General features: G+C 70.1%; 13 protein-coding genes. 9 read left to right on the top strand and 4 right to left on the bottom strand.

The window, feature by feature from the left end; genetic code table 11:
* Window positions 1-354 precede the first annotated feature (354 nt).
* The 6 genes from leuS (at window position 355) to AB0I66_RS17285 (ending at window position 10,602) form a co-directional block, all read left to right on the top strand.
* On the top strand, window positions 355-3,264 hold the full coding sequence (leuS, locus tag AB0I66_RS17310) for a leucine--tRNA ligase (protein WP_363208653.1): 2,910 nt from the start codon (window positions 355-357) through the stop codon (window positions 3,262-3,264).
* A 174-nt stretch (window positions 3,265-3,438) separates the two neighbouring features.
* Window positions 3,439-4,182, top strand: coding sequence for a hypothetical protein (locus tag AB0I66_RS17305; RefSeq protein ID WP_363208652.1), 744 nt, complete (start codon window positions 3,439-3,441; stop codon window positions 4,180-4,182).
* Between the two features lie 90 nt (window positions 4,183-4,272).
* Window positions 4,273-5,118, top strand: coding sequence for a DegV family protein (locus AB0I66_RS17300; RefSeq protein ID WP_363208651.1), 846 nt, complete (start codon window positions 4,273-4,275; stop codon window positions 5,116-5,118).
* Between the two features lie 873 nt (window positions 5,119-5,991).
* Window positions 5,992-6,771, top strand: a complete 780-nt coding sequence (locus tag AB0I66_RS17295) for a ComEA family DNA-binding protein (protein ID WP_363208650.1) — start codon at window positions 5,992-5,994, stop codon at window positions 6,769-6,771.
* On the top strand, window positions 6,768-9,551 hold the full coding sequence (locus tag AB0I66_RS17290) for a ComEC/Rec2 family competence protein (RefSeq protein WP_363208649.1): 2,784 nt from the start codon (window positions 6,768-6,770) through the stop codon (window positions 9,549-9,551). Before AB0I66_RS17295 ends, AB0I66_RS17290 begins: the two co-directional genes overlap by 4 nt.
* Window positions 9,552-9,681: 130 nt before the next feature.
* On the top strand, window positions 9,682-10,602 hold the full coding sequence (locus tag AB0I66_RS17285; RefSeq protein WP_363208725.1) for a YceI family protein: 921 nt from the start codon (window positions 9,682-9,684) through the stop codon (window positions 10,600-10,602).
* 36 nt (window positions 10,603-10,638) lie between these two features.
* Here the strand turns inward: AB0I66_RS17285 and AB0I66_RS17280 are convergent, their stop codons facing one another.
* A complete protein-coding gene (locus tag AB0I66_RS17280; RefSeq protein ID WP_363208648.1) occupies window positions 10,639-10,884 on the bottom strand; it encodes a hypothetical protein in 246 nt (81 codons plus the stop codon).
* 116 nt (window positions 10,885-11,000) lie between these two features.
* Between AB0I66_RS17280 and holA the strand changes: the two genes are divergently transcribed.
* Window positions 11,001-11,987, top strand: coding sequence for a DNA polymerase III subunit delta (gene holA / locus AB0I66_RS17275; RefSeq protein ID WP_363208647.1), 987 nt, complete (start codon window positions 11,001-11,003; stop codon window positions 11,985-11,987).
* A 346-nt stretch (window positions 11,988-12,333) separates the two neighbouring features.
* On the opposite strand, the gene rpsT is transcribed toward holA, so the two are convergent.
* On the bottom strand, window positions 12,334-12,600 hold the full coding sequence (gene rpsT, locus AB0I66_RS17270) for a 30S ribosomal protein S20 (protein WP_135334171.1): 267 nt from the start codon (window positions 12,598-12,600) through the stop codon (window positions 12,334-12,336).
* A gap of 283 nt (window positions 12,601-12,883) precedes the next feature.
* Here rpsT and lepA point away from each other — a divergent pair, with 283 nt between their 5' ends.
* Together lepA and AB0I66_RS17260 are read left to right on the top strand one after the other, a co-directional pair.
* Complete coding sequence (lepA, locus tag AB0I66_RS17265; RefSeq protein WP_363208646.1) at window positions 12,884-14,755, top strand: translation elongation factor 4; 1,872 nt, start codon at window positions 12,884-12,886, stop codon at window positions 14,753-14,755.
* Between the two features lie 230 nt (window positions 14,756-14,985).
* Window positions 14,986-16,875 carry an AMP-dependent synthetase/ligase gene (locus AB0I66_RS17260; protein WP_363208645.1) on the top strand — a complete coding sequence of 630 codons (1,890 nt, stop codon included), beginning with the start codon at window positions 14,986-14,988 and terminating at the stop codon, window positions 16,873-16,875.
* A 44-nt stretch (window positions 16,876-16,919) separates the two neighbouring features.
* Here the strand turns inward: AB0I66_RS17260 and AB0I66_RS17255 are convergent, their stop codons facing one another.
* Together AB0I66_RS17255 and AB0I66_RS17250 are read right to left on the bottom strand one after the other, a co-directional pair.
* The gene (locus AB0I66_RS17255; protein WP_363208644.1) at window positions 16,920-17,507 is read right to left on the bottom strand and encodes a response regulator; all 588 of its coding nucleotides are present in this window, start codon (window positions 17,505-17,507) and stop codon (window positions 16,920-16,922) included.
* Between the two features lie 12 nt (window positions 17,508-17,519).
* Window positions 17,520-21,617, bottom strand: coding sequence for a HAMP domain-containing protein (locus AB0I66_RS17250; RefSeq protein WP_363208643.1), 4,098 nt, complete (start codon window positions 21,615-21,617; stop codon window positions 17,520-17,522).
* Window positions 21,618-21,732 lie beyond the last annotated feature (115 nt).

Genomic DNA, 21,732 nt, shown 5'->3' with positions numbered 1-21,732 from the left:
GCGGTTTGAGTTATTGCGTCGTTATCTAAAAGCGATGCGATCTTGGTGTTGCCCCGATAGCGGTCGGTACGCGGAGTAACCCTTGGCCAAAGGTGGGGCTCCGGCTCGCCCGTGAACCGCGCGGCGGCGCCGAGCCGCCGGGTGGAACCTCGTCGCGAGCCGCGCGAGCGCTGCGGTACCCTGACGCCATGCGTGCCGTACGCCTTCTGCTTAGCGGGCCGCGCTGATCAGTCCCGACCGCCGGAAAATCGCGGTCGGCATCGGCGCGGCGTCCCCTCCTGTGTGAGGGGCTTTTTCATTTGGCCGGGACGGTCATTTCCGCAGGCAGAGACGATCGATGGAGCTTTGAGGATCATGAGCGAGACGAATTCTGCTGCCCCCTCCGAGGTGGCCGCACCGCACCGCTACACGGCCGCCCTGGCCGCCGAGATCGAGGCACGCTGGCAGGACTTCTGGGACGCCGAGGGCACGTACGAGGCGCCCAACCCGAGCGGTGACCTGGCACCGTCCGCCGAGGGTTCGGCGCAGGCCGCGCTGGTCGCCAAGCCCAAGAAGTTCATCATGGACATGTTCCCGTACCCCTCCGGAGCGGGCCTGCACGTCGGCCACCCGCTGGGATACATCGCCACGGACGTCTTCGCGCGCTTCCAGCGGATGAACGGCCACAACGTCCTGCACACCCTGGGCTTCGACGCGTTCGGCCTGCCCGCCGAGCAGTACGCCGTGCAGACGGGCACCCACCCGCGGGCCTCCACCGAGGCCAACATGGAGAACATGAAGGCGCAGCTGCGCGGTCTGGGCCTGGGCCACGACAAGCGCCGCTCCTTCGCGACGATCGACCCGGACTACTACAAGTGGACCCAGTGGATCTTCGTACAGATCTTCAACTCCTGGTACGACACCGACGCCCAGAAGGCCCGCCCGATCGCCGACCTGGTCGCCCAGTTCGACAGCGGTGAGCGTGCCGTACCGGGCACCACGCGCGCGTGGAGCGAGCTGGACGCCGCGGAGCGCGCGGAGGTCCTGGGCGAGTACCGCCTGGCGTACGCGTCGGACGCGCCCGTCAACTGGTGCCCCGGCCTGGGCACCGTCCTGGCCAACGAGGAGGTCACCGCCGACGGCCGCTCCGAGCGCGGCAACTTCCCCGTCTTCAAGGCCAAGCTGCGCCAGTGGAACATGCGCATCACCGCGTACGCGGACCGCCTGCTGGACGACCTGGACGCACTGGACTGGCCCGAGGCCATCAAGCTGCAGCAGCGCAACTGGATCGGCCGCTCCGAAGGCGCCCGCGTCGCCTTCCCCGTCGGCACCGAGGACGGCGACGCGATCACCGTCTTCACCACTCGCCAGGACACCCTGTTCGGCGCCACCTACACGGTCCTGGCGCCCGAGCACGAGCTGGTCGACAAGGTCATCCCCGACGCCTGGCCCGAGGGCACCCACGAGACGTGGACCGGCGGGCACGCCACGCCGGCCGAGGCCGTCGCCAAGTACCGCGCGTTCGCAGCGTCCAAGTCCGACGTGGAGCGTCAGGCCGACGCCAAGGAGAAGACCGGCGTCTTCACCGGCGTCTACGCCACCAACCCGGTGAGCGGCGAGCAGGTCCCGGTGTTCATCGCCGACTACGTGCTGATGGGCTACGGCACCGGCGCGATCATGGCCGTCCCGGCGCACGACAGCCGCGACTTCGCCTTCGCGCGCGCCTTCAACCTGCCCATGCGCTGTGTGGTCGAGCCGGCGGACGACCGCGGCACCGACCCCGCGACGTGGGACGACGCCTTCTCCTCGTACGAGGCGAAGCTGATCAACTCCACGAACCCGGAGATCTCCCTGGACGGCCTGGACGTCGCCGGGGCCAAGGCGCGCATCACCGGCTGGCTGGCCACCCGCGGCATCGGCGAGGGCACCGTCAACTTCCGTCTGCGCGACTGGCTGTTCAGCCGCCAGCGCTACTGGGGCGAGCCCTTCCCGATCGTCTACGACGAGGACGGCGTCGCCCACTCGCTGCCCGAGTCGATGCTGCCCCTGGAGCTGCCGGAGGTCGAGGACTACTCCCCGCGCACCTTCGACCCCCAGGACGCGAACACCTCTCCGGAGACGCCGCTGTCCCGCAACGAGGACTGGGTCAACGTGGAGCTGGACCTGGGCGACGGCGTGAAGCGCTACCGCCGGGAGACCAACACCATGCCCAACTGGGCGGGTTCGTGCTGGTACGAGCTGCGCTACCTGGACCCGCACAACGACCAGAAGCTGGTCGACCCGGAGGTCGAGCAGTACTGGATGGGCCCGCGCGAGGGCCAGCCGACGGGCGGCGTCGACCTGTACGTGGGCGGCGCCGAGCACGCGGTGCTGCACCTGCTGTACGCCCGCTTCTGGTCGAAGATTTTGTTCGACCTGGGCCACATCTCGTCCGCCGAGCCGTTCCACAAGCTGTTCAACCAGGGCATGATCCAGGCCTATGTGTACCGCGACAGCCGCGGCTTCCCGGTTCAGGCGACCGAGGTCGAGGAGCGCGACGGCCAGTACTTCTTCGAGGGCGAGCCGGTCAGGCGCGAGCTGGGCAAGATGGGCAAGTCCCTGAAGAACGCCGTCACTCCGGACGAGATCTGCGAGGAGTACGGCGCCGACACCCTGCGCCTGTACGAGATGGCGATGGGCCCGCTGGACGTCTCGCGCCCGTGGGACACGCGCGCGGTGGTGGGCCAGTACCGCCTGCTGCAGCGGATGTGGCGCCTGATCGTCGACGAGTCGACCGGCGAGGTCACGGTCGCCGACGTCGCGGAGTCCGACATCGCCGAGGGCACGCTGCGCGCCCTGCACAAGGCGATCGACGGCGTGCGCCAGGACCTGGACGGCATGCGGTTCAACACCGCCATCGCCAAGATCACCGAGCTGAACAACTACCTGACCAAGGAGGGCGGCACGCTGCCGCGCTCGGTCGCCGAGCGCCTGGTGCTGCTGATCGCCCCGCTGGCCCCGCACGTCGGCGAGGAGCTGTGGCGCAAGCTGGGCCACACCGACACGGTCGTCCACCAGGACTTCCCGGTGGCCGACCCGGCGTACGTCGTGGACGAGAGCGTGACCTGCGTCGTGCAGATCAAGGGCAAGGTCAGGGCGCGCCTGGAGGTCTCCCCGTCGATCTCGGACGAGGAACTGGAGAAGGTGGCCCTGGGCGACGAGAGGGTGCTGGCGGCGCTGGACGGCGCCGGAATCCGCAAGATCATCGTCCGGGCGCCGAAGCTGGTGAACATCGTTCCGGCGTAATGCCGGGCGCTGAGCTCGTTTCGGCGTACCGCCGAGCGGTGAACGCGTGCGAGGGGGCATGAGGGTAGTCCCCTACGGGCAGGTTGGGGGTTCCGCTGGAACCCTCGGCCTGCTCTTTGCGTTTACCGTTGAAGAGTCGGTGCGGAACTCGCCGCAGGACCTGAGAGGAGCGTCATGGAAGCCGTGGGCGTGATCGTGGCACTGCTCGTCCTGCTGTTTGTCGTTTTCGGCGCGTACATGACGGTGAAGGCGGTCGGAGCCGCCAAGCGCGGCGTGGACCGCACGATCTCGCAGGCGCGCCGGTCGGTGGAGGACACGACACTGCGCGCCAGGAGCTTCGCGCAGGTCGGCACGGCGGGCGAACTGGCCCAGCTGCGCCTCTCGTTGCGTACGTCCATGCGGGCCACGCAGGACGCCCTGCAGGCAGGCGTGGTCGAGGACGCCTCGCTGAAGGAGTCCCTGGGCCTCTTCGAGCGGCTCAGCGCGCACGGCCACGAGCTGGACGACGAGCTCCGGCGCCTTGAGCGGGACCCCGACAAGACGTCCCTGGCATCGCGGCTTCCCGCGCTGCGGGAGCGTACGGCGCAGATCACCAAGTCGGCGGATTCGCTGCGGTGGGTGGTGCGCGACCGCGCCCACCGGTTCGCGGACGACGACCTGGACTCGCTGAGTTCGCAGATCGACCTGGAGACGGGCGCCCTGCGGCACTGGACGAAGGAGCCCGCGCCCACCCAGGCACCCGCCGCGTGGCCCGAGCCCGAGCCGGCGGCGGATGCGGGCAAGGCCGAGCAGACGTGGACGGAGCCGTCGGTACCGGCGGAGCCCCGGTCGGAGTCGGAGCGGCCCGCCATCACGCCGCCCACGCCGCGGCCCACCTACCCCTGGGAGAAGCAGACCAGGCCCGAGAGCACGACGTGACTGATCGAGGGGCCGAGCCGGGGCCCGGGCACGGGGCCGGGCATGGGGCCGGGCTGCCGTCGTCGGGCCCAGGCAGGTAATCTCCAGCGCATGTCCCGTCATGTCGCGATCGTCACGGATTCAACGGCCTATCTGCCGCAGCGGACGATGGAGCGGCACGGCATCACGTCGGTACCTCTGACCGTGGTCCTCGGTGACCAGGCCTACGAAGAGGGCACGGAGATCTCCGCCCGTTCCCTGGCTCTGGCACTGCAGAAACGGCGCTCCGTGACCACCTCGCGGCCGAGCCCGGAAGTCTTCGCGCAGACCTATCGCAAGGTCGCCGAGTCGGGTGCGTCGGCCATCGTCTCGCTGCATCTGTCCGCCGAGTTCTCGGGCACGTATGACGCGGCTGTGCTCGCCGCGAAGGACGCGCCGGTGCCGGTGCGGGTGGTGGACACCGGGATGGTCGCGATGGCCCTCGGCTTCTGCGCCCTCGCGGCGGCGGAGACCGCCGAGTCGGGCGGCTCGGTGGACGAGGCGGTGACCGCGGCGGAGAAGAGAGCCGCGAACACGTCCGCGTACTTCTACGTCGACACACTGGACTACCTGCGCCGGGGCGGCCGGATCGGCGCCGCCCAGGCCTTGTTGGGCTCGGCCCTCGCGGTGAAGCCGCTGCTGCAGCTGGACGGCGGACGCATCGAGATGCTGGAGAAGGTGCGGACGGCGTCCAAGGCCATCGCCCGCCTCGAGGAGATCGTGGCGGAGCGGGCCGGATCGGACCGCGTGGACATCGCGGTGCATCACCTGGCGGCCCCGGACCGCGCCACGACCTTGGCGGAACGCCTCAGGGACCGGGTGCCCGGCCTCGCGGAGCTGCACGTGAGCGAGGTGGGCGCGGTGATCGGGGCGCATACGGGGCCGGGGTTGTTGGGGGCTGTGGTTTCGCCCTGGTGAGAGTGAGAGTGAGAGGGAGGGGGAGGGGGAGGGTCAGTGGGGTCGCGGGGGTTGGTGTGGGTGACGGAGTTTTCCACACCCCCTGGGTAATCCACGGGAATTGACCAAGATCAACCTGATTCCGGTTGGGTGCCTAGCGTCGACTGCATGGCACTTCGATCACTTTCACGAACATCTGCCGCGACGAGCGGACCGGGGCGAGGCCCTGCGTCAGACGGCCGCGCCTCCACCGGCCGCGCCCAGGGCGGCCCCCGCCCCACCCCAGCCGACCGAGCGCGATACCGCCATGCCCGCGGGCGGGCGACCCGGCGCAGACACGCTGTGGCGGAAGCGCGGGCACTGGCGTTGCGGCAGCGGGTGGAGCTGCTTTTTCCTGCCGGAGCCGAAGGGGGCGAAGCGGGCGAAGAGGGAAGAAGCGGTGGGGAGTTGAGGTCGGGGGCGCCGCCGGGGTCGGGGGCCCCGGCTCGGGTGGGGGCCGCGCGGTGGCGGCAGCCGGAGTTGGGGGCTGTGGAGGGCGAGGCTGAGGAGTCGGAGCGGGAGGGGGTGGGGCGAACGCAGGTTGTGCCGGCGGCGCGGGGTGTGCGGTCGGCTCGGTCGGTTCGGTCGGCTCGGGGGGTGTCGCAGCAGCCGGAGGCCGTGACGCTGCCGCAGGCGCAGGCGCGGGCGCGGCTTTCGGAGCTCGGAGGGGCTCAGCGGGTGGCGGCTCCCGAGGCCGAGGAGTCGGAGCGGGAGGGGGTGGGGCGAACGCAGGGTGTGCCGGCGGCGCCGGGTGTTCGGTCGGCTCGGGGGGTGTCGCAGCAGCCGGGGGCCGTGACGTTGCCGCGGGCGCAGGCGCGGGCGCGGCTTTCGGAGCCTGGAGGGGGTCAGCGGGCGGTGGCTCCCGAGGCCGATGGTGAGTCGGTACCGGCGGTACCGCCGCTGTCGGGGCGGGTGGGGCTTGCGGTGCGGGAGCGGTTGCCCTTGTGGTTGCAGCTGCGGTGCGGCCTTGAGCGGCGGAGCCTGGTCGCGCTCCTGGTGGTCCTCGCCGTCGCGGCGGTCTTCGCCGCCCAGCACTTCTGGGCGGGGCGCACGCAGCCGGTGCGTGCACCGGACGTGGTCGGGGCGGCACCCGACCGGGGCGCGGAGCCGGCTCCGTCACCAGGGGTCCCGCCTCCCTCGGAGGGTGCTGGCCGACCGGCGGCCGGACCCGGCGGGGGTCGGATCGTCGTGGACGTCAGTGGAAAGGTCCGCACCCCCGGGATCTTGCGGATGCCCCCGGGTTCCAGGGTCGCCGACGCGCTCAAGGCCGCGGGCGGCGTGCGGCCCGGCGCGGACACGGACGGCCTCAACCGTGCCCGTCTACTCGTCGACGGCGAACAGGTGGTGGTCGGCGCCCCGGCGACGGCACCGACAGCTCCGGTGCCACCTGGCGCGGGGGCGGCGGCAGGGACGGCGGCGGGGGCGACGGGAGCGAGCCCTGCCGCCCCGATCGGCCTGAACACGGCTACCGCCGAGCAACTCGACGAACTGCCGGGCGTCGGCCCCGTGCTGGCGCAGCACATCATCGACTACCGCACGGAACACGGCGGTTTCCGCGCGGTGGACGAGCTGCGGGAGGTCAATGGAATCGGGGACAAGCGTTACGCCGACCTGCAGAATCTCGTGCGGCCATGAGGGGGCCGAGCCGGACGGCGGTCGCACCGGAAGCGCCAAGGGGCCCGAGCCATCCCGCCGCTCATGCCTCGGACGGCGATCGGCTCACGGGATCCCGGCCGCGCCCGGAGGGTCCGCTGGACCTACGCCTCGTGCCGCCCGCCCTCGCGGCATGGGGCACCGCGGCCCTGACGCTGGACGCCCCGCCTCGGTGGGTGATCGCAGTCGTGGTGGTTTGTGTGGCGGCGGCGGGTGTCGTACTGGTGACGTGGACGCTGAGGCGAAATGGGCGGCACGTAGGGGCTGCGACAGAGCCGCCCGACGGCCGACGGCAGCCCTGGCGGCGGGTGTCGGTGGCTGCCGTCCTCCTCTGTGCCGCGGCGGGCGCCACCTCGGCGGCACTGCATGGGGCCGACCTGTACCGGGGGCCAGTCCCTGCCCTGGCGCGCCAATACGCAGAAGCGGAGGTCGAGTTGGAGGTCACCTCCGACCCCCGGTTAACCCGTCCCCGCATCACGGGGGCCCATGCGATGCCGCCCTCCGTCATGCTGAACGCGGAGATCGTCAGGGTGACGTCACGGGACGGGCGTACCTCCGTGACCCGCACCCCGGTCCTGGTCTTCGCTGAGGGCGGGGACGGGGACAAGAAGGCGGGGCGGGGCGGGCCCAGTGGCAGGGAAGCCGCAGGTCCTTGGCGGGCAGGCGGCGAGGGTGCCGGTGGGCCCTGGCCCGGGGGGTCCGTCGGGCCCCCGCGGCGGGGGGACGAGGCTTTTGTGGGTCCCTGGGCCAAAACGCGTTGGCTGGGTCTTTTGCCTTCGACTCGGGTGCGTGTGCAGGGGAGTTTTTCGGCACCCTTGTTGCGGGGGGACCGTGTGGCGGCGGTGTTGCGGGTGGGTGGGGAGTCGGTGCCGCGGGTGGTCGAGGGGCCGTCGGGGGCGCAGCGGGTTGCAGGGCGGTTGCGGGGTGGGTTGCGGGAGGCCACGGATGGGCTGCCGGCCGACGCGCGGGCGTTGTTGCCGGGGCTGGTGGTGGGGGACACCTCGCGCGTCCCGCTTGAGTTGGAAGAGGCGTTCAAGGCGACCGACTTGACGCATCTCCTCGCGGTGAGCGGGGCCAACCTCACGATCGTTCTCGCGCTGCTCATCGGTCCGCCCGGCCTTGCCCAGCGCGCTGAACGCCGGGGTATCGCGCCACGGCTTGGGATTCCGCTGCGGGCGACCGCGTTGACAGGCGGTGCCCTCACCCTCGGCTTCGTCATCGTCTGCCGACCGGACCCCAGTGTGCTGCGGGCCGCGGCCTGCGGGCTGATCGCGCTGCTCGCCATCGCCACAGGGCGGCGCCGTTCGCTGATCCCGGCTCTGGCCGCCGCCGTACTGCTGCTCGTCCTGTACGACCCGTGGCTGGCCCGGAGCCCCGGATTCCTGCTCTCCGTCCTGGCCACCGGAGCGCTGCTCACCCTCGCCCCGAGGTGGAGTGCCGCCCTGCGTGGACGCCGGGTTCCTCCGCGGCTGGCGGAGGCGTTGGCCGCCGCAGCCGCGGCGCAGGCGGTGTGCGCGCCCGTCGTGGCCGTCATGGCGGCACGGGTGAGCCTGGTGGCGGTGCCCTGCAATCTCCTCGCGGAGGTGGCCGTGGCGCCCGCCACGGTCCTCGGCTTCGCCACGCTCGCGACCGCGCCCGTCGCGATGCCGGTGGCCAAGGCCCTCGCGTGGTGCGCGAGTTGGCCGACCGGGTGGATCGCGGACATCGCCCGCACGGGTGCGGCCCTGCCCGGCAGCGGGATCGACTGGCCCGGCGGCTGGCGGGGCGGTCTGCTGCTGGCCCTCGCCACGGTCGGCGTGGTGTTGGTCGGGCGCAGGCTCGTCAGGCACCCGTGGCTCAGCGCGGCCTGCGCCCTGCTGCTTCTCCTCGCGGTCGTGCAGCCTCCGCCCCTGACCAGGGTGATCGCGGGCTGGCCTCCGCCGGGCTGGCGGTTCGCGATGTGTGACGTGGGCCAGGGGGACGCGACGGTGCTCGCCGCCGGTGACGGGGCGGGAGTGGTCGTCGACGCGGGCCCCGACCCGGTGCTCGTGGACCGCTGCCTGCGTGCGCTGGGCGTGACCCGTGTGCCGCTCGTGGTGTTGACGCACTTCCACGCTGATCACGTGGCGGGTCTGCCGGGGGTGCTGCGGGGGCGTTCGGTCGGGGCGATCCAGACGACGGGGTATCAAGAGCCGCCCGAACAGGCACGGTTCGTACGGGTGCAGGCGGCCGCCCATCGGGTCCCGGTGAGCCAGGCCGTGGCGGGGGAGCGGCGCCGCGCGGGTGCGGGAGCCCTCGACTGGCAGGTGCTCTGGCCCACGGCGGGCGGCCCGGGGACGGGGCCGGGAGCGGGGCCGGGAGTGGGGCCGACCCCTGAGGGTGCCAACGACGCCAGCGTCACCCTGCTCGTCCGGGCCATGGGCGTGACCCTGCTCCTGCTTGGTGACCTCGAACCGCCCGCCCAGCGAGCCCTGACGCGTACCCCTGCCGTGGCGGCGCTGCCACCCGTGGACGTGCTCAAGGTCGCCCACCACGGCTCGGCCTACCAGGACCCCGAACTCCTTCGGAGGGCCGCGCCTCGCCTCGCCCTCATCTCCTGCGGCCGGGACAACTCGTACGGACACCCGGCACCCCGGACGGTCGCGGCGCTGCGGGCCGGGGGAGCGGAGGTGCTGCGCACGGACACGAGCGGCTCGATCGCGGTATCCGGGCCGACCGGCAGCTCAGCGGCCGGGCCGGGGGACGGGGCTCCAGCCCTGAAGGTGACAACGCGCCCTCCATGACGGGCCGTAGGACACCGTCCGCTAACGCGGGTTTTCAGTGCAGTGGGTTCATGTTGCATCGAATGCCACAACGGTGATCGAATGCCTCTTCGTGACCAGAGTTGTCAAGGTGCGCGGGGGTGTGTCGCAAATGTTCGGCCGTTGGCTGGGAGACCGTACGAACCGAGCCGGCGGTGTGGGCAGTGTCGGCCAGGCAGGGCGAGCGGGGCGGGGAGGGGGGCCTCTCTCCGCGGTGGCGGTGCCGCCCAGTGCGGGCGTGCTCAGTTGCCGGGTGCTCGACCCCGTCAATGAGCCCGTGCGGCACGCGGAGTTCGCGGTGAGCGATGCCATGGGGCGCAAGGTCGTCGGTGGGGGTCTTGATCCGTACGGTTCGTTCGTCGCGACCGTTCCTGCCGGGGACTACCGCCTGGCGGTCTCGGCGGAGGGGTTCACCCCGTACCGGGCGAACGCCACGGTCGGGGAGAGCGCGCACGCCTCGCTCGGTGACGTCATGCTCCAGATCGCCCCGCCCCCGGCGCTGCCCGAGCCCGGTGACTGGGAGATCGACCCCCTGCACTCGTCGGTCGCCTTCACCGCGCGGCACATCGGTCTTGCGCGTATCCACGGCCGGTTCAACAGCTTCGCGGGGGCCATACGGCTGGGGGAGCGCATGGAGGACTCCGCGATGCACGTCGTCATCGACGCCGCCTCCATCGACACCGCGGTGCGGATGCGCGACGACCACCTGCGGTCCAAGGACTTCCTCGACGTGGAGCGCTTCCCCACGATGGAGTTCTACGGCGACCGCTTCGTGCACAAGGGCGGCACCCGCTGGGCGATCACGGGCGGCCTGACGCTGCACGGCGTGACGCGCACGGTGACGCTGGAGACGGAGTACCTCGGGGTCGGCCAGGGCCTGGAGGGCGAGACCCGGGTGGCCTGCCGCGCCTCCACCGAGCTGCATCGCGACGACTTCACGATCAACTGGCAGACGATGCTCGCCCGGGGCATCGCCGCGGTCGGGCCCAGCATCTCGATCGATCTGGACATCCAGGTCCTGCCCAAGAGCTGACGCCCGGCTTGTAGAACACCTGAGCGCGCAGGGCCGTCACGGGGCTTCGAGCCAGCCCTCGTGTTCCGCCGCCAGATCGTCCAGAGCCGTCCGGTCCAGGCGCTGCTCCGGGTCCTCGACCACGACCAGCCACTGGGCGTCCTCGGCGTCGTCCTCGCCGGCCAGGGCGTCACGGACGAGCTGGGGCTGCTCGCGCACGCCGAAACGGTCGGGGAGCTCTTCGGCCACTACCTCCGCGGCATCGCGGTCGGGCAGCACCAGGACATGTCGTACGTCGGTCACCCGCTCATTCTCCGATACGGGGGGAGGCGGGCGGGAAGCGGCTGTACGGGACCGGCTGTCCGGCTGTCCGGCTGTACGGGACGGGCTGTCAGTGCCGCGTGGGATGCTTTACCGCGATGGCCAGGAAGACAGATACCGCCGACCCGCTCGCTCCCCTCACGCTCGCCGTGGGCCAGGAGGACCTCCTCCTCGACCGTGCCGTGCAGCAGGTGGTCGCGGCCGCGCGTGCCGCGGACGCCGACACGGACGTGCGCGACCTCACCTCCGACCAGCTGCAGCCCGGCACGCTCGCCGAGCTGACCAGTCCCTCGCTCTTCGCCGAGCGCAAGGTCGTGGTCGTACGCAACGCGCAGGATCTGTCGGCCGACACGGTCAAGGACGTGAAGGCGTATTTCGCGTCGCCCGCCGAGGAGATCACCCTCGTGCTGCTGCACGCCGGCGGCGCCAAGGGCAAGGCGCTGCTCGACGCGGCGCGCAAGGCCGGGGCCCGTGAGGTTGCCTGCCCCAAGATGACGAAGGCCGCGGACCGGCTGTCGTTCGTACGGAGCGAGTTCCGCGCGCTGGGGCGTTCGGCCACGCCCGAGGCGTGCCAGGCCCTTGTCGACTCGATCGGCAGCGATCTGCGGGAGCTTGCTTCGGCGGTGTCCCAACTGGTGGCCGACGTCGAGGGCACGATCGACGAGGCCGTCGTCGGCCGCTACTACACGGGGCGGGCCGAGGCCTCCAGTTTCACCGTGGCCGACCGGGCGGTGGAGGGGCGGGCCGCGGAGGCGCTCGAGGCGTTGCGGTGGTCCCTGTCGACCGGGGTCGCTCCCGTGCTGATCACGAGTGCGTTGGCGCAGGCGGTGCGGGCGATCGGGAAGCTGTCCTCTGCGAGGGGCGGGCGGCCGGCGGATCTTGCTCGTGAGCTGGGGATGCCGCCGTGGAAGATTGATCGGGTGCGGCAGCAGATGAGGGGCTGGACGCCGGATGGGGTGGCGGTGGCTTTGCGGGCCTGTGCGGAGGCTGATGCGGGGGTGAAGGGTGGGGGCGATGATCCCGAGTACGCCCTCGAAAAGGCCGTTGTCGCGATTGCTCGTGCGGCTAGGTCTCGGCGGGGCTAGTCCCGTGCGGGGCTGCTGTGGTTCTTCGCGCAGTTCCCCGCGCCCCTGAGGTAGCGTCCCGCCGTCTTGAAGCCGCGCGTGCGTCGTGGCTGGTCGCGCAGTTCCCCGCGCCCCTGACGGGGCCCTGCGTCGGTTTGTCGTTCGCGCGTGCGTCGTGGTTGCTCGCGCAGTTCCCCGCGCCCCTGACGGGGCCTTCCCGCCCCGAACACAGCAATGCCCCCGGAGTGGGCCGGGGGCATCGTCGCAGCGTGGCGTACTGCGTGGTCTGTCCGCGAATCGAGGTAGAGGGCTCGAATTACCCTCGCGGGAGGATTGATCAGCGCCCCGGCGGACCGGGGCAAGGGGTTCAGCCCTGGAGGGTCGCAACCTTCGAAGCAAGCGCCGACTTCTTGTTGGCGGCCTGGTTCTTGTGGATGACACCCTTCGAGACAGCCTTGTCGAGCTGACGCGAAGCCTCACGCGTCGCCTCGACGGCCTTCTGGGTGTCGCCTGCGGCAACGGCCTCGCGGGCCTTGCGGATCGCGGTCTTCAGCGAAGACTTGACCGCCTTGTTGCGCTGACGCGCCTTCTCGTTGGTCTTGATCCGCTTGATCTGGGACTTGATGTTCGCCACGAAAGAGCCTTTTCAGGTTCAGGTACTGCAGAGGTACTGCAGATGAGTTTCTTTGACACGTGCCTCAACGCCGAGAGGGCCAGGAGACACAGCTGCCCAGATTACCAGCCGCTCCCCGACCGTCCCAATCCGGGCTCCGCTCCCCGTCTCGACGGGCCCGATCCAGGCCCCGCTCCCCACCCCGACCGGCCCACACCAGGTCCAGTGCCTCACCCATGGGACCATGGAACCTACGTATAGATCCGACCCGAGGCGACAGGCGCCTCAAGAGACAGGACCCTGCGTGCCCGCGACCCCTAAAAATGTGCCCGAGCCGAGCCGTACCGACCCGGCTCTGATCCGTAATTTCTGCATCATCGCGCACATCGACCACGGCAAGTCCACGCTCGCCGACCGGATGCTCCAGCTGACCGGCGTGGTCGACCAGCGCCAGATGCGTGCTCAGTACCTCGACCGCATGGACATCGAGCGCGAGCGCGGCATCACGATCAAGTCCCAGGCGGTGCGTCTGCCCTGGGCCCCCACGGAGGGGCCCGAGAAGGGCAGCACGCACGTTCTCAACATGATCGACACCCCGGGGCACGTGGACTTCACGTACGAGGTGTCGCGCTCGCTGGCGGCCTGTGAGGGCACGATCCTCCTGGTCGACGCGGCGCAGGGCATCGAGGCTCAGACTCTCGCCAACCTCTACCTGGCGATGGAGAACGACCTCAAGATCGTCCCGGTGCTCAACAAGATCGACCTGCCGGCCGCCCAGCCGGAGAAGTTCTCCGAGGAGCTCGCCAACCTCATCGGTTGCGACCCGGAGGACGTGCTGAAGGTCTCCGCGAAGACCGGCATGGGCGTCGAGGCGCTCCTGGACAAGGTCGTCGCCGAGGTCCCGCCGCCGGTCGGTGTCGCCGACGCCCCCGCGCGCGCGATGATCTTCGACTCGGTGTACGACTCGTACCGCGGTGTCGTGACGTACGTCCGTGTGGTCGACGGCCAGCTCAACAAGCGTGAGCGCATCCGGATGATGTCCACGGGCGCCACGCACGAGCTGCTCGAGATCGGTGTGTCGTCCCCCGAGATGACCCCGGCCGACGGCATCGGCGTCGGCGAGGTGGGCTACATCATCACCGGCGTGAAGGACGTCCGTCAGTCCAAGGTCGGTGACACGATCACCTCGCTGCACAAGGGCGCCACCGAGGCCCTCGGCGGCTACAAGGACCCGAAGCCGATGGTCTTCTCGGGTCTGTATCCGCTGGACGGCTCGGAGTACCCCGACCTGCGCGAGGCCCTGGACAAGCTGCAGCTCAACGACGCCGCGCTGGTCTACGAGCCGGAGACCTCGGCCGCCCTCGGCTTCGGCTTCCGCGTGGGCTTCCTGGGTCTGCTGCACCTCGACGTGATCCGTGAGCGGCTCGAGCGCGAGTTCGGTCTCGACCTCATCGCCACCGCTCCGAACGTGGTCTACCGCGTGGTCATGGAGGACGGTGCCGAGCACACGGTCACCAACCCGAGTGAGTTCCCCGAGGGCAAGATCGACCAGGTCTTCGAGCCCGTCGTGCGCGCCACGCTCCTCGCGCCCAGCGAGTTCATCGGCTCGATCATGGAGCTGTGCCAGAACCGGCGCGGCACCCTGCTCGGCATGGACTACCTCTCCGAGGACCGCGTGGAGATCCGCTACACGCTGCCCCTCGCCGAGATCGTCTTCGACTTCTTCGACCAGCTGAAGTCCAAGACGCGTGGTTACGCCTCGCTGGACTACGAGCCCACGGGCGAGCAGTCCGCGCAGCTCGTCAAGGTCGACATCCTGCTGCACGGCGACAAGGTCGACGCGTTCTCCGCCGTCACCCACAAGGACGCCGCGTACGCGTACGGCGTGCGCCTGGTGGCCAAGCTGCGCGAGCTCATCCCGCGCCAGGCCTTCGAGATCCCCGTCCAGGCCGCGATCGGCTCCCGGGTCATCGCCCGCGAGACCATCCGCGCCATCCGCAAGGACGTCCTCGCCAAGTGCTACGGCGGTGATATCTCCCGTAAGCGCAAGCTCCTGGAGAAGCAGAAGGAGGGCAAGAAGCGCATGAAGATGGTCGGCTCCGTCGAGGTGCCGCAGGAAGCCTTCATCGCAGTGCTCTCCAGTGACGACAGCGGTCCCGGCAAGGCGAAGAAGTAGCTCACGCCTCGGCCGCCGTCCCGTCCGGCACGGGCGTCACACAGGCATCTCAGCGGGTCCGTCGCGCTCTTGCGCGGCGGACCCGTTCTTGTAGGAAGTGACAGGCAGAAGCCCCTTACGCACCGGGCTTCCGCGCTCTACTCTGATCACTGCTCGTAGGTTACTCGCAAGTTAAACAAGACCAGCAGCCGCCAGCCAGTCGCCGCATAGTCGCGGGTCCGGAGGATGTCGTGAGCGACACACAGACCTTGATCGAGAACCGTCCGCCGTCCGTGGCCCAACTCTTCCTGGAGCGCGTGGCGGCCACGCCCGACGCGGAGGCCTACCGCTACCCGGTGCCCGCCGCGTCCGGCGAGGGCCCCGACGACTGGAAGTCGCTGAGCTGGGGACAGGCCGCCGAGCGCGTCTACGCCATCGCGGCCGGCCTGATCGAGCTCGGTCTCGCGCCCGAGGACCGGGTGGCGCTCGCCTCGTCCACGCGGGTCGAGTGGATTCTCGCCGACCTCGGCATCCTCTGCGCGGGCGCGGCCACCACCACGGTGTATCCGCAGACCAACGCCGAGGAGTCCACCTACATCCTGGCCGACTCCGACAGTCGGGTCCTGATCGCGGAGAACGCCGAGCAGCTCGCCAAGGCGCGCGAGAAGCGGGCCGAGCTGCCCGATCTGCGGCATGTCGTGGTGATCGACGCCGAGGGCGCGGGGCCCGTCGAGGGCGACCCCGAAGGCTGGGTGCTCACGCTCGCCGACCTGGAGGCGCGCGGCGCCGCCCATCTGGAGAAGAACCCGGAGGCGGTCAAGGAGCGGATCGCCGCCATCACCAAGGACCAGCTCGCCACGATCATCTACACCTCCGGCACCACCGGTAAGCCCAAGGGCGTGCGCCTGCCGCAGGACAACTGGTCGTACATGGCCAAGGCCATCGCGGCGACCGGGCTGCTCGGCCCGGACGACGTGCAGTACCTGTGGCTGCCGCTCGCGCACGTCTTCGGCAAGGTGCTGACCTCCGGCCAGATCGAGCTCGGGCACGTCACCGCGGTCGACGGCCGCGTCGACAAGATCATCGAGAACCTGCCGGTCGTGCAGCCCACCTACATGGCCGCCGTGCCGCGCATCTTCGAGAAGGTCTACAACGGGGTCGCGGCCAAGGCCCGGGCCGGCGGCGGCGCCAAGTACAAGATCTTCCTGTGGGCCGCCGAGGTCTCCCGCGAGTACGCGAAGGTCAGCCAGGACAACTTCCGCAGGACCGGCAACGCGTCCGTGCCCTTCGGCCTCGGCGCCAAGCACAAGGTCGCCGACACGCTCGTCTACTCCAAGCTGCGTGACGCCTTCGGCGGGCGGCTGCGCGCCGCCGTCTCCGGCTCGGCCGCGCTCGCCCCCGAGATCGGCTACTTCTTCGCCGGCGCGGGCATCCACATCCTGGAGGGCTACGGCCTCACCGAGTCCTCGGCCGCCTCCTTCGTCAACCCCGGCGAGGCCTACCGCACCGGCACGGTCGGCAAGCCGCTGCCCGGCACCGAGGTCCGGATCGCCGACGACGGCGAGATCCTGCTGCGCGGCCCCGGCATCATGGAGGGCTACCACGGCCTCCCCGACAAGACGGCCGAGGTCCTGGAGTCCGACGGCTGGTTCCACACCGGCGACATCGGCGAGCTGTCCGCCGACGGCTATCTCAAGATCACCGACCGCAAGAAGGACCTGATCAAGACCTCCGGCGGCAAGTACATCGCGCCCGCCGAGGTCGAGGGCCAGTTCAAGGCCGTCTGCCCGTACGTCTCCAACATCCTGGTGCACGGCGCCGACAAGAACTTCTGCACCGCTCTGATCGCGCTCGACGAGCCGTCCATCCTGGCCTGGGCCAAGGACAACGGCCTGGACGGCAAGAGCTACGCCGACGTGGTCGCGGCCCCGGCGACGGTCGCCCTGGTCGAGGGCTACGTGAAGGAGCTCAACGAAGGCCTCCAGCGCTGGCAGACCGTCAAGAAGTTCAAGCTGCTGCCCCGCGACCTGGACATCGAGCACGGCGAACTGACGCCCAGCCTCAAGCTGAAGCGCCCGGTCGTCGAGCGCGAGTACCAGCACCTCATCGACGAGATGTACGCGGGCTCGCGCGAGGCCTGAGCCCCGGCGCCCGTACGCGGGCGGGGTGGTGCGCGACTCATGGGTCAGCCGCCGCCCCGCCCGCGCCGCATCTCCTTCACCAGCTCCTCCATGTGCGTCACGTGGTGGCGCAGTTCGAGGATGTCCCCCAGGCTGCTGGCCGCCATGTGCGTCTCGATGGCCGAGAGGCGGGCCGCGAGCTCGTCGAACTGCTGCTGCTCGCGGGCCAGGATCTTCTCCAACTGCTGGTTCTTGCGGTGCAGTTCGAGGAACACGGTGACCTTGGCCCGCAGCACCCAGGGGTCGAACGGCTTGGTGAGGTAGTCCGCGGCACCCGTCGCATAGCCCCTGAAGGCGTAGCCCGCGTCGTTGTCGGTGCCCGTCAGGAAGATGATGGGCACGTCCTTGGTCTGGTCGAGCCGTTTGATGTTCGACGCGGTCTCGAAGCCGTCCATCCCCGGCATGCGCACGTCGAGGAGGATCACGGCGAAACGCTGGCGCAGCAGGGCCTTCATCGCCTCCTCGCCCGAACGGGCGCGTACCAGTGGTTCGTTGAGTGATCCCAGGACGGCTTCGAGCGCCATCAGGTTGTCCTCCATGTCATCGACCAGGAGGATGCTCGCGCGGTTGTCGGTCAGGAACTCTGTGCTCATGGTGACAGTGCCTCACTCGATCGTCGGCGGAACAGCGGCCTCCCCATGAGCGCCTGCCGGTTCCGGTTCGACGGTCGTTTCTGTGGTGGTGGGGGTGTCCGGCCCAGTCCTGTCCGCGCTCTCGGGTGCCAGAAGCGCGCAGGCGACGGTGAGCAGCTGGTCCACATCCACGGGTTTGGGTACGTAGTCGTTGGCGCCCTGCTCGATGGCCTTCTCGCGGTCGCCGGGCATCGCCTTGGCGGTCAGCGCGATGATGGGAAGGCCGGTCCAGCGCGGGGTGCGGCGGATCGCGGCGATGGTCTCGTAGCCGTCCATCTCCGGCATCATGATGTCCATCAGGATGAGGTCGGTGTCGGGGTTGCGCTCCAAGGTCTCGATTCCTTCGCGGCCGTTCTCCGCGTAGAGGACCGGCATGCCTACGCGGCTCAGCACATGGGTGAGCGCGAAGACGTTGCGGATGTCGTCGTCCACGATCAGGACGCGGCGACCGCGCAGTATGCGGCCCGCGGGTCCCTCGCGGTACTCCTCCAGCTTGGTCGGCGTCGGCCAGCTGTCGTTCTGTTCGTGGAAGGTGTGCGGGGACATGGTGACCCGCTCCTCCTGCGGCTCCGGCGTGGTCAGCGACCTGGTCGCCGCGTACGCCGCCGCCGCCGGGCCGTGGCCGGGGTGCACCACGGGGACGTAGAGCGAGAACGTGGAGCCCTGCCCCGGGCTGCTCTCCGCGGTGATGCGGCCGCCGAGGAGGCCGGCGATCTCGCGGCTGATGGAGAGCCCGAGGCCGGTGCCGCCGTACTTGCGGTTGGTGGTGCCGTCGGCCTGCTGGAACGCCTCGAAGATCGCCGGGAGCTGATCGGCGGGGATGCCGATGCCGGTGTCCGTGACGGCGAAGCAGAGGCGGTCGCCGCCGTCGTGGAGCCGCCGGTCCCCGGTGTTCTTGACGCGGCTGACGCGCAGCTCGACCCGGCCGCTCGCGGTGAACTTGACCGCGTTCGACAGGAGGTTGCGCAGGATCTGCTGGAGCCGCTGCTCGTCGGAGAACATCTCGCGCGGCACGTCCTCGCCGACCGACACCTCGAAGGCGAGACCGCGGTCCAGGGTGAGCGGTCGGAACGTCGCGTGGACGTAGTCGAGGACCTTGATGAGGGGGAGCTTCTTGGGGCGTACGTCCATCCGGCCCGCCTCGATCTTCGACAGGTCCAGGATGTCGTTGATCAGCTGGAGGAGGTCGGAGCCCGAGCGGTGGATCGTGGTCGCGAACTGCACTTCCTGGTCGGAGAGATGGCTGTCGGGGTTGTCGGAGAGCAGCCGGGCCAGGATGAGCAGGGAGTTCAGCGGGGTGCGCAGCTCGTGCGACATGTTCGCGAGGAACTCCGACTTGTACTGCGACGACGTGGCGAGGAGCGCCGCCTTCTCTTCCAGTTCCGCGTTCGAGCGCTGCAACTCCGCCTGCTGGAGCTGAAGTTCGTCCGAGCGGTCCTGGAGCTGCGTGGCCAGCCGCTGGGACTCGCTGAGCAGCGACTCCGTACGGGAGTTGGCGATGATGGTGTTGATCGCGACGCCGATGGTGCTCACGAACTGGTCGAAGAACGCCAGGTGCACGTCCGAGAAGCGGGAGAACGTGGCCAGCTCGATGACGCCGAGCAGCTTGTCCTCGAAGAGGATGGGGATGATCACCAGGCTGGCCGGGGCGGCGTCCCCGAGCCCCGAGGTGATCTTGATGTAGTCGGGCGGCACCTCGTCCACGAGGATCCGCTTCTTCTCCAGGGCCGCCTGCCGCACCAGGCCGTGCGCGGGCATCGCGCCCGTGTCGACGACCGAGCCCTGCGCGGAGCCGTACCCGGCGATGAAGGCGAGCCCCTTGACCGGGGGAGTCTGCAGTGTCGTGGCGTCCCCGGCCTCCGGGTCGGCCAGGAAGAACGCGCCGTACTGCGCGTTCACCAGCGGGGTCAGCTCGCGCAGGATCAGGTCCGCGACCTCCATCAGGTCACGGTGGCCCTGCATCAGACCCGCCAGACGGGCCAGGTTCGACTCCAGCCAGTCCTTGGCGCGGGTGGTCTCGCGGAGGTTGGAGACCATGACGTTGATGTTGTTCTTGAGCTCGGAGACCTCGCCACGGGTCTCGACCGTGATGGACCGCGTCATGTCGCCCTGCGCCACGGCCGACGCCACCTCGGCGATCGCGCGGACCTGGGTGGTGAGGTTCAGGGCGAGTTCGTTCACGTTCGTCGTGAGGCGTTTCCATGTGCCGTAGACGCCCTCGACCCGCGCCTGGCCGCCCAGTTGACCCTCGGAACCGACCTCGCGGGCCACGCGGGTGACCTCGGAGGAGAAGGAGGACAGCGTGTCCACCATGGTGTTGATGGTGGTCTTCAGCTCCAGGATCTCGCCGCGGGCGTCCACGTCGATCTTCTTGGAGAGGTCGCCCTGGGCCACCGCCGTCGCGACCTGCGCGATGTTGCGGACCTGGCCGGTGAGGTTGTCGGCCATGTAGTTGACGTTGTCGGTGAGGTCCTTCCACACGCCCGATACGCCGAGCACCTGCGCCCGCCCGCCGAGCCGGCCGTCCGTGCCGACCTCGCGGGCCACGCGGGTCACCTCGTCCGCGAAGGCGCGCAGCTGCTCCACCATCGTGTTGACGGTGTCCTTGAGCTCCAGGATCTCGCCGCGCGCCGTCACCGTGATCATCTTGGACAGGTCGCCGTTGGCGACGGCCGTGGTGACCTGGGCGATGTTGCGCACCTGGGAGGTGAGGTTCAGCGCCATGAAGTTGACGTTGTCGGTGAGGTCCTTCCAGACGCCGGACACGCCGCGCACCTGGGCCTGGCCGCCCAGGTTTCCTTCGGTGCCGACCTCGCGGGCCACGCGCGTGACCTCGTCGGCGAACGCGGAGAGCTGGTCCACCATCGTGTTGATGGTCGACTTCAGTTCGAGGATCTCGCCCTTCGCCTCGACCGTGATCTTCTTGCCCAGGTCTCCCTGGGCGACGGCCGTCGACACGAGGGCGATGTTGCGCACCTGAGAGGTGAGGTTGTCCGCCATGAAGTTGACGTTGTCCGTGAGGTCCTTCCAGACCCCGGACACGCCGCGCACCTGAGCACGACCGCCCAGATTGCCCTCCGTGCCGACCTCGCGGGCCACACGCGTGACCTCGTCGGCGAACGCGGAGAGCTGGTCCACCATCGTGTTGACCGTCGACTTCAGCTCCAGGATCTCGCCCCGGGCGTCGACGGTGATCTTCTGGCTCAGGTCTCCGTTGGCGACCGCCGTGGTCACCTGGGCGATGTTCCGCACCTGAGAGGTGAGGTTGGACGCCATGAAGTTGACGTTGTCCGTCAGGTCCTTCCAGACCCCCGACACACCACGGGCCTGCGCCCGGCCGCCCAACTGACCCTCGGTGCCGACCTCGCGGGCCACCCGGGTCACCTCGGCCGCGAACGCGGAGAGCTGCTCGACCATCGTGTTGACGGTCAGCTTCAGTTCGAGCAGCTCGCCCGTCGCCTCGACCGTGACCGTCCGCGTCAGGTCGCCCTGGGCCACCGCCGTCGTCACGAGGGCGATGTCGCGCACCTGGGCGGTGAGCCGGGAGGCCATCGTGTTGACGGCCTCCGTCACGTCACGCCAACTGCCCGAGAGACCCCGCACCTTGGCGCGGCCGCCGAGCCGCCCCTCCGTACCGACCTCACGCGCGACCCGGGTGACCTCGCCCGTGAAGAGCGACAGCTGGTCGACCATCGTGTTCACCGCGCGACCAAGGCGCCGCAGGTCTCCCCGCAGCTCACGGGAGCCGTCGTGCAGATCCACGCGCTGGGTGAGGTCACCGCCCGCGACCGCGTTCAGCACGCGCGTCGCGTTGGCCGCCGGGGCGACCAGCGAGTCCAGCAGCGAGTTGGCGTCCGCCACGCGCGTGGCCCAGCTGCCCTGCCCCGGACTCGCGGTGAACCGCTCGTCGAGGTGGCCGTGCCGGATGATCTCCCGGCGTACGCGCGTCAGTTCGCTGTCGAAGTGCAGGGAGCGGTCGAGCATCTCGTTGAACACCGTGTGCAGCTCGGCGACCACGCCGTGGCCACTCACCGTGACCTTGGTGAAGTCCCCGTCGCGCGCCGACCGCATGGCGGCCAGGAGGTTGCGCAGATCGGACGCCGCTTCCGGGGCGGCCTCCGAGATGTTTTCTACTGCTGCGTCCGGATCGTTCCCGGTGCGCGACTGAGGTGTCGAAGCTGGTTTC

The organism is Streptomyces sp. NPDC050439, assembly GCF_040655335.1.
Classification (GTDB): domain Bacteria; phylum Actinomycetota; class Actinomycetes; order Streptomycetales; family Streptomycetaceae; genus Streptomyces.
The sequence above is the reverse complement of the archived record's forward strand: the minus strand, read 5'-3'. Positions and strand labels throughout refer to the sequence as shown.

Coding starts and splice junctions, on each gene's coding strand:
- AB0I66_RS17285 (WP_363208725.1), top strand. CDS start 9,682: ATGTTCGGCCGTTGGCTGGGAGACCGTACGAACCGAGCCGGCGGTGTG.
- AB0I66_RS17300 (WP_363208651.1), top strand. CDS start 4,273: ATGTCCCGTCATGTCGCGATCGTCACGGATTCAACGGCCTATCTGCCG.
- AB0I66_RS17290 (WP_363208649.1), top strand. CDS start 6,768: ATGAGGGGGCCGAGCCGGACGGCGGTCGCACCGGAAGCGCCAAGGGGC.
- AB0I66_RS17255 (WP_363208644.1), bottom strand. CDS start 17,507: ATGAGCACAGAGTTCCTGACCGACAACCGCGCGAGCATCCTCCTGGTC.
- holA (WP_363208647.1), top strand. CDS start 11,001: ATGGCCAGGAAGACAGATACCGCCGACCCGCTCGCTCCCCTCACGCTC.
- AB0I66_RS17305 (WP_363208652.1), top strand. CDS start 3,439: ATGGAAGCCGTGGGCGTGATCGTGGCACTGCTCGTCCTGCTGTTTGTC.
- AB0I66_RS17250 (WP_363208643.1), bottom strand. CDS start 21,617: ATGCGGTCGGCGCGCGACGGGGACTTCACCAAGGTCACGGTGAGTGGC.
- leuS (WP_363208653.1), top strand. CDS start 355: ATGAGCGAGACGAATTCTGCTGCCCCCTCCGAGGTGGCCGCACCGCAC.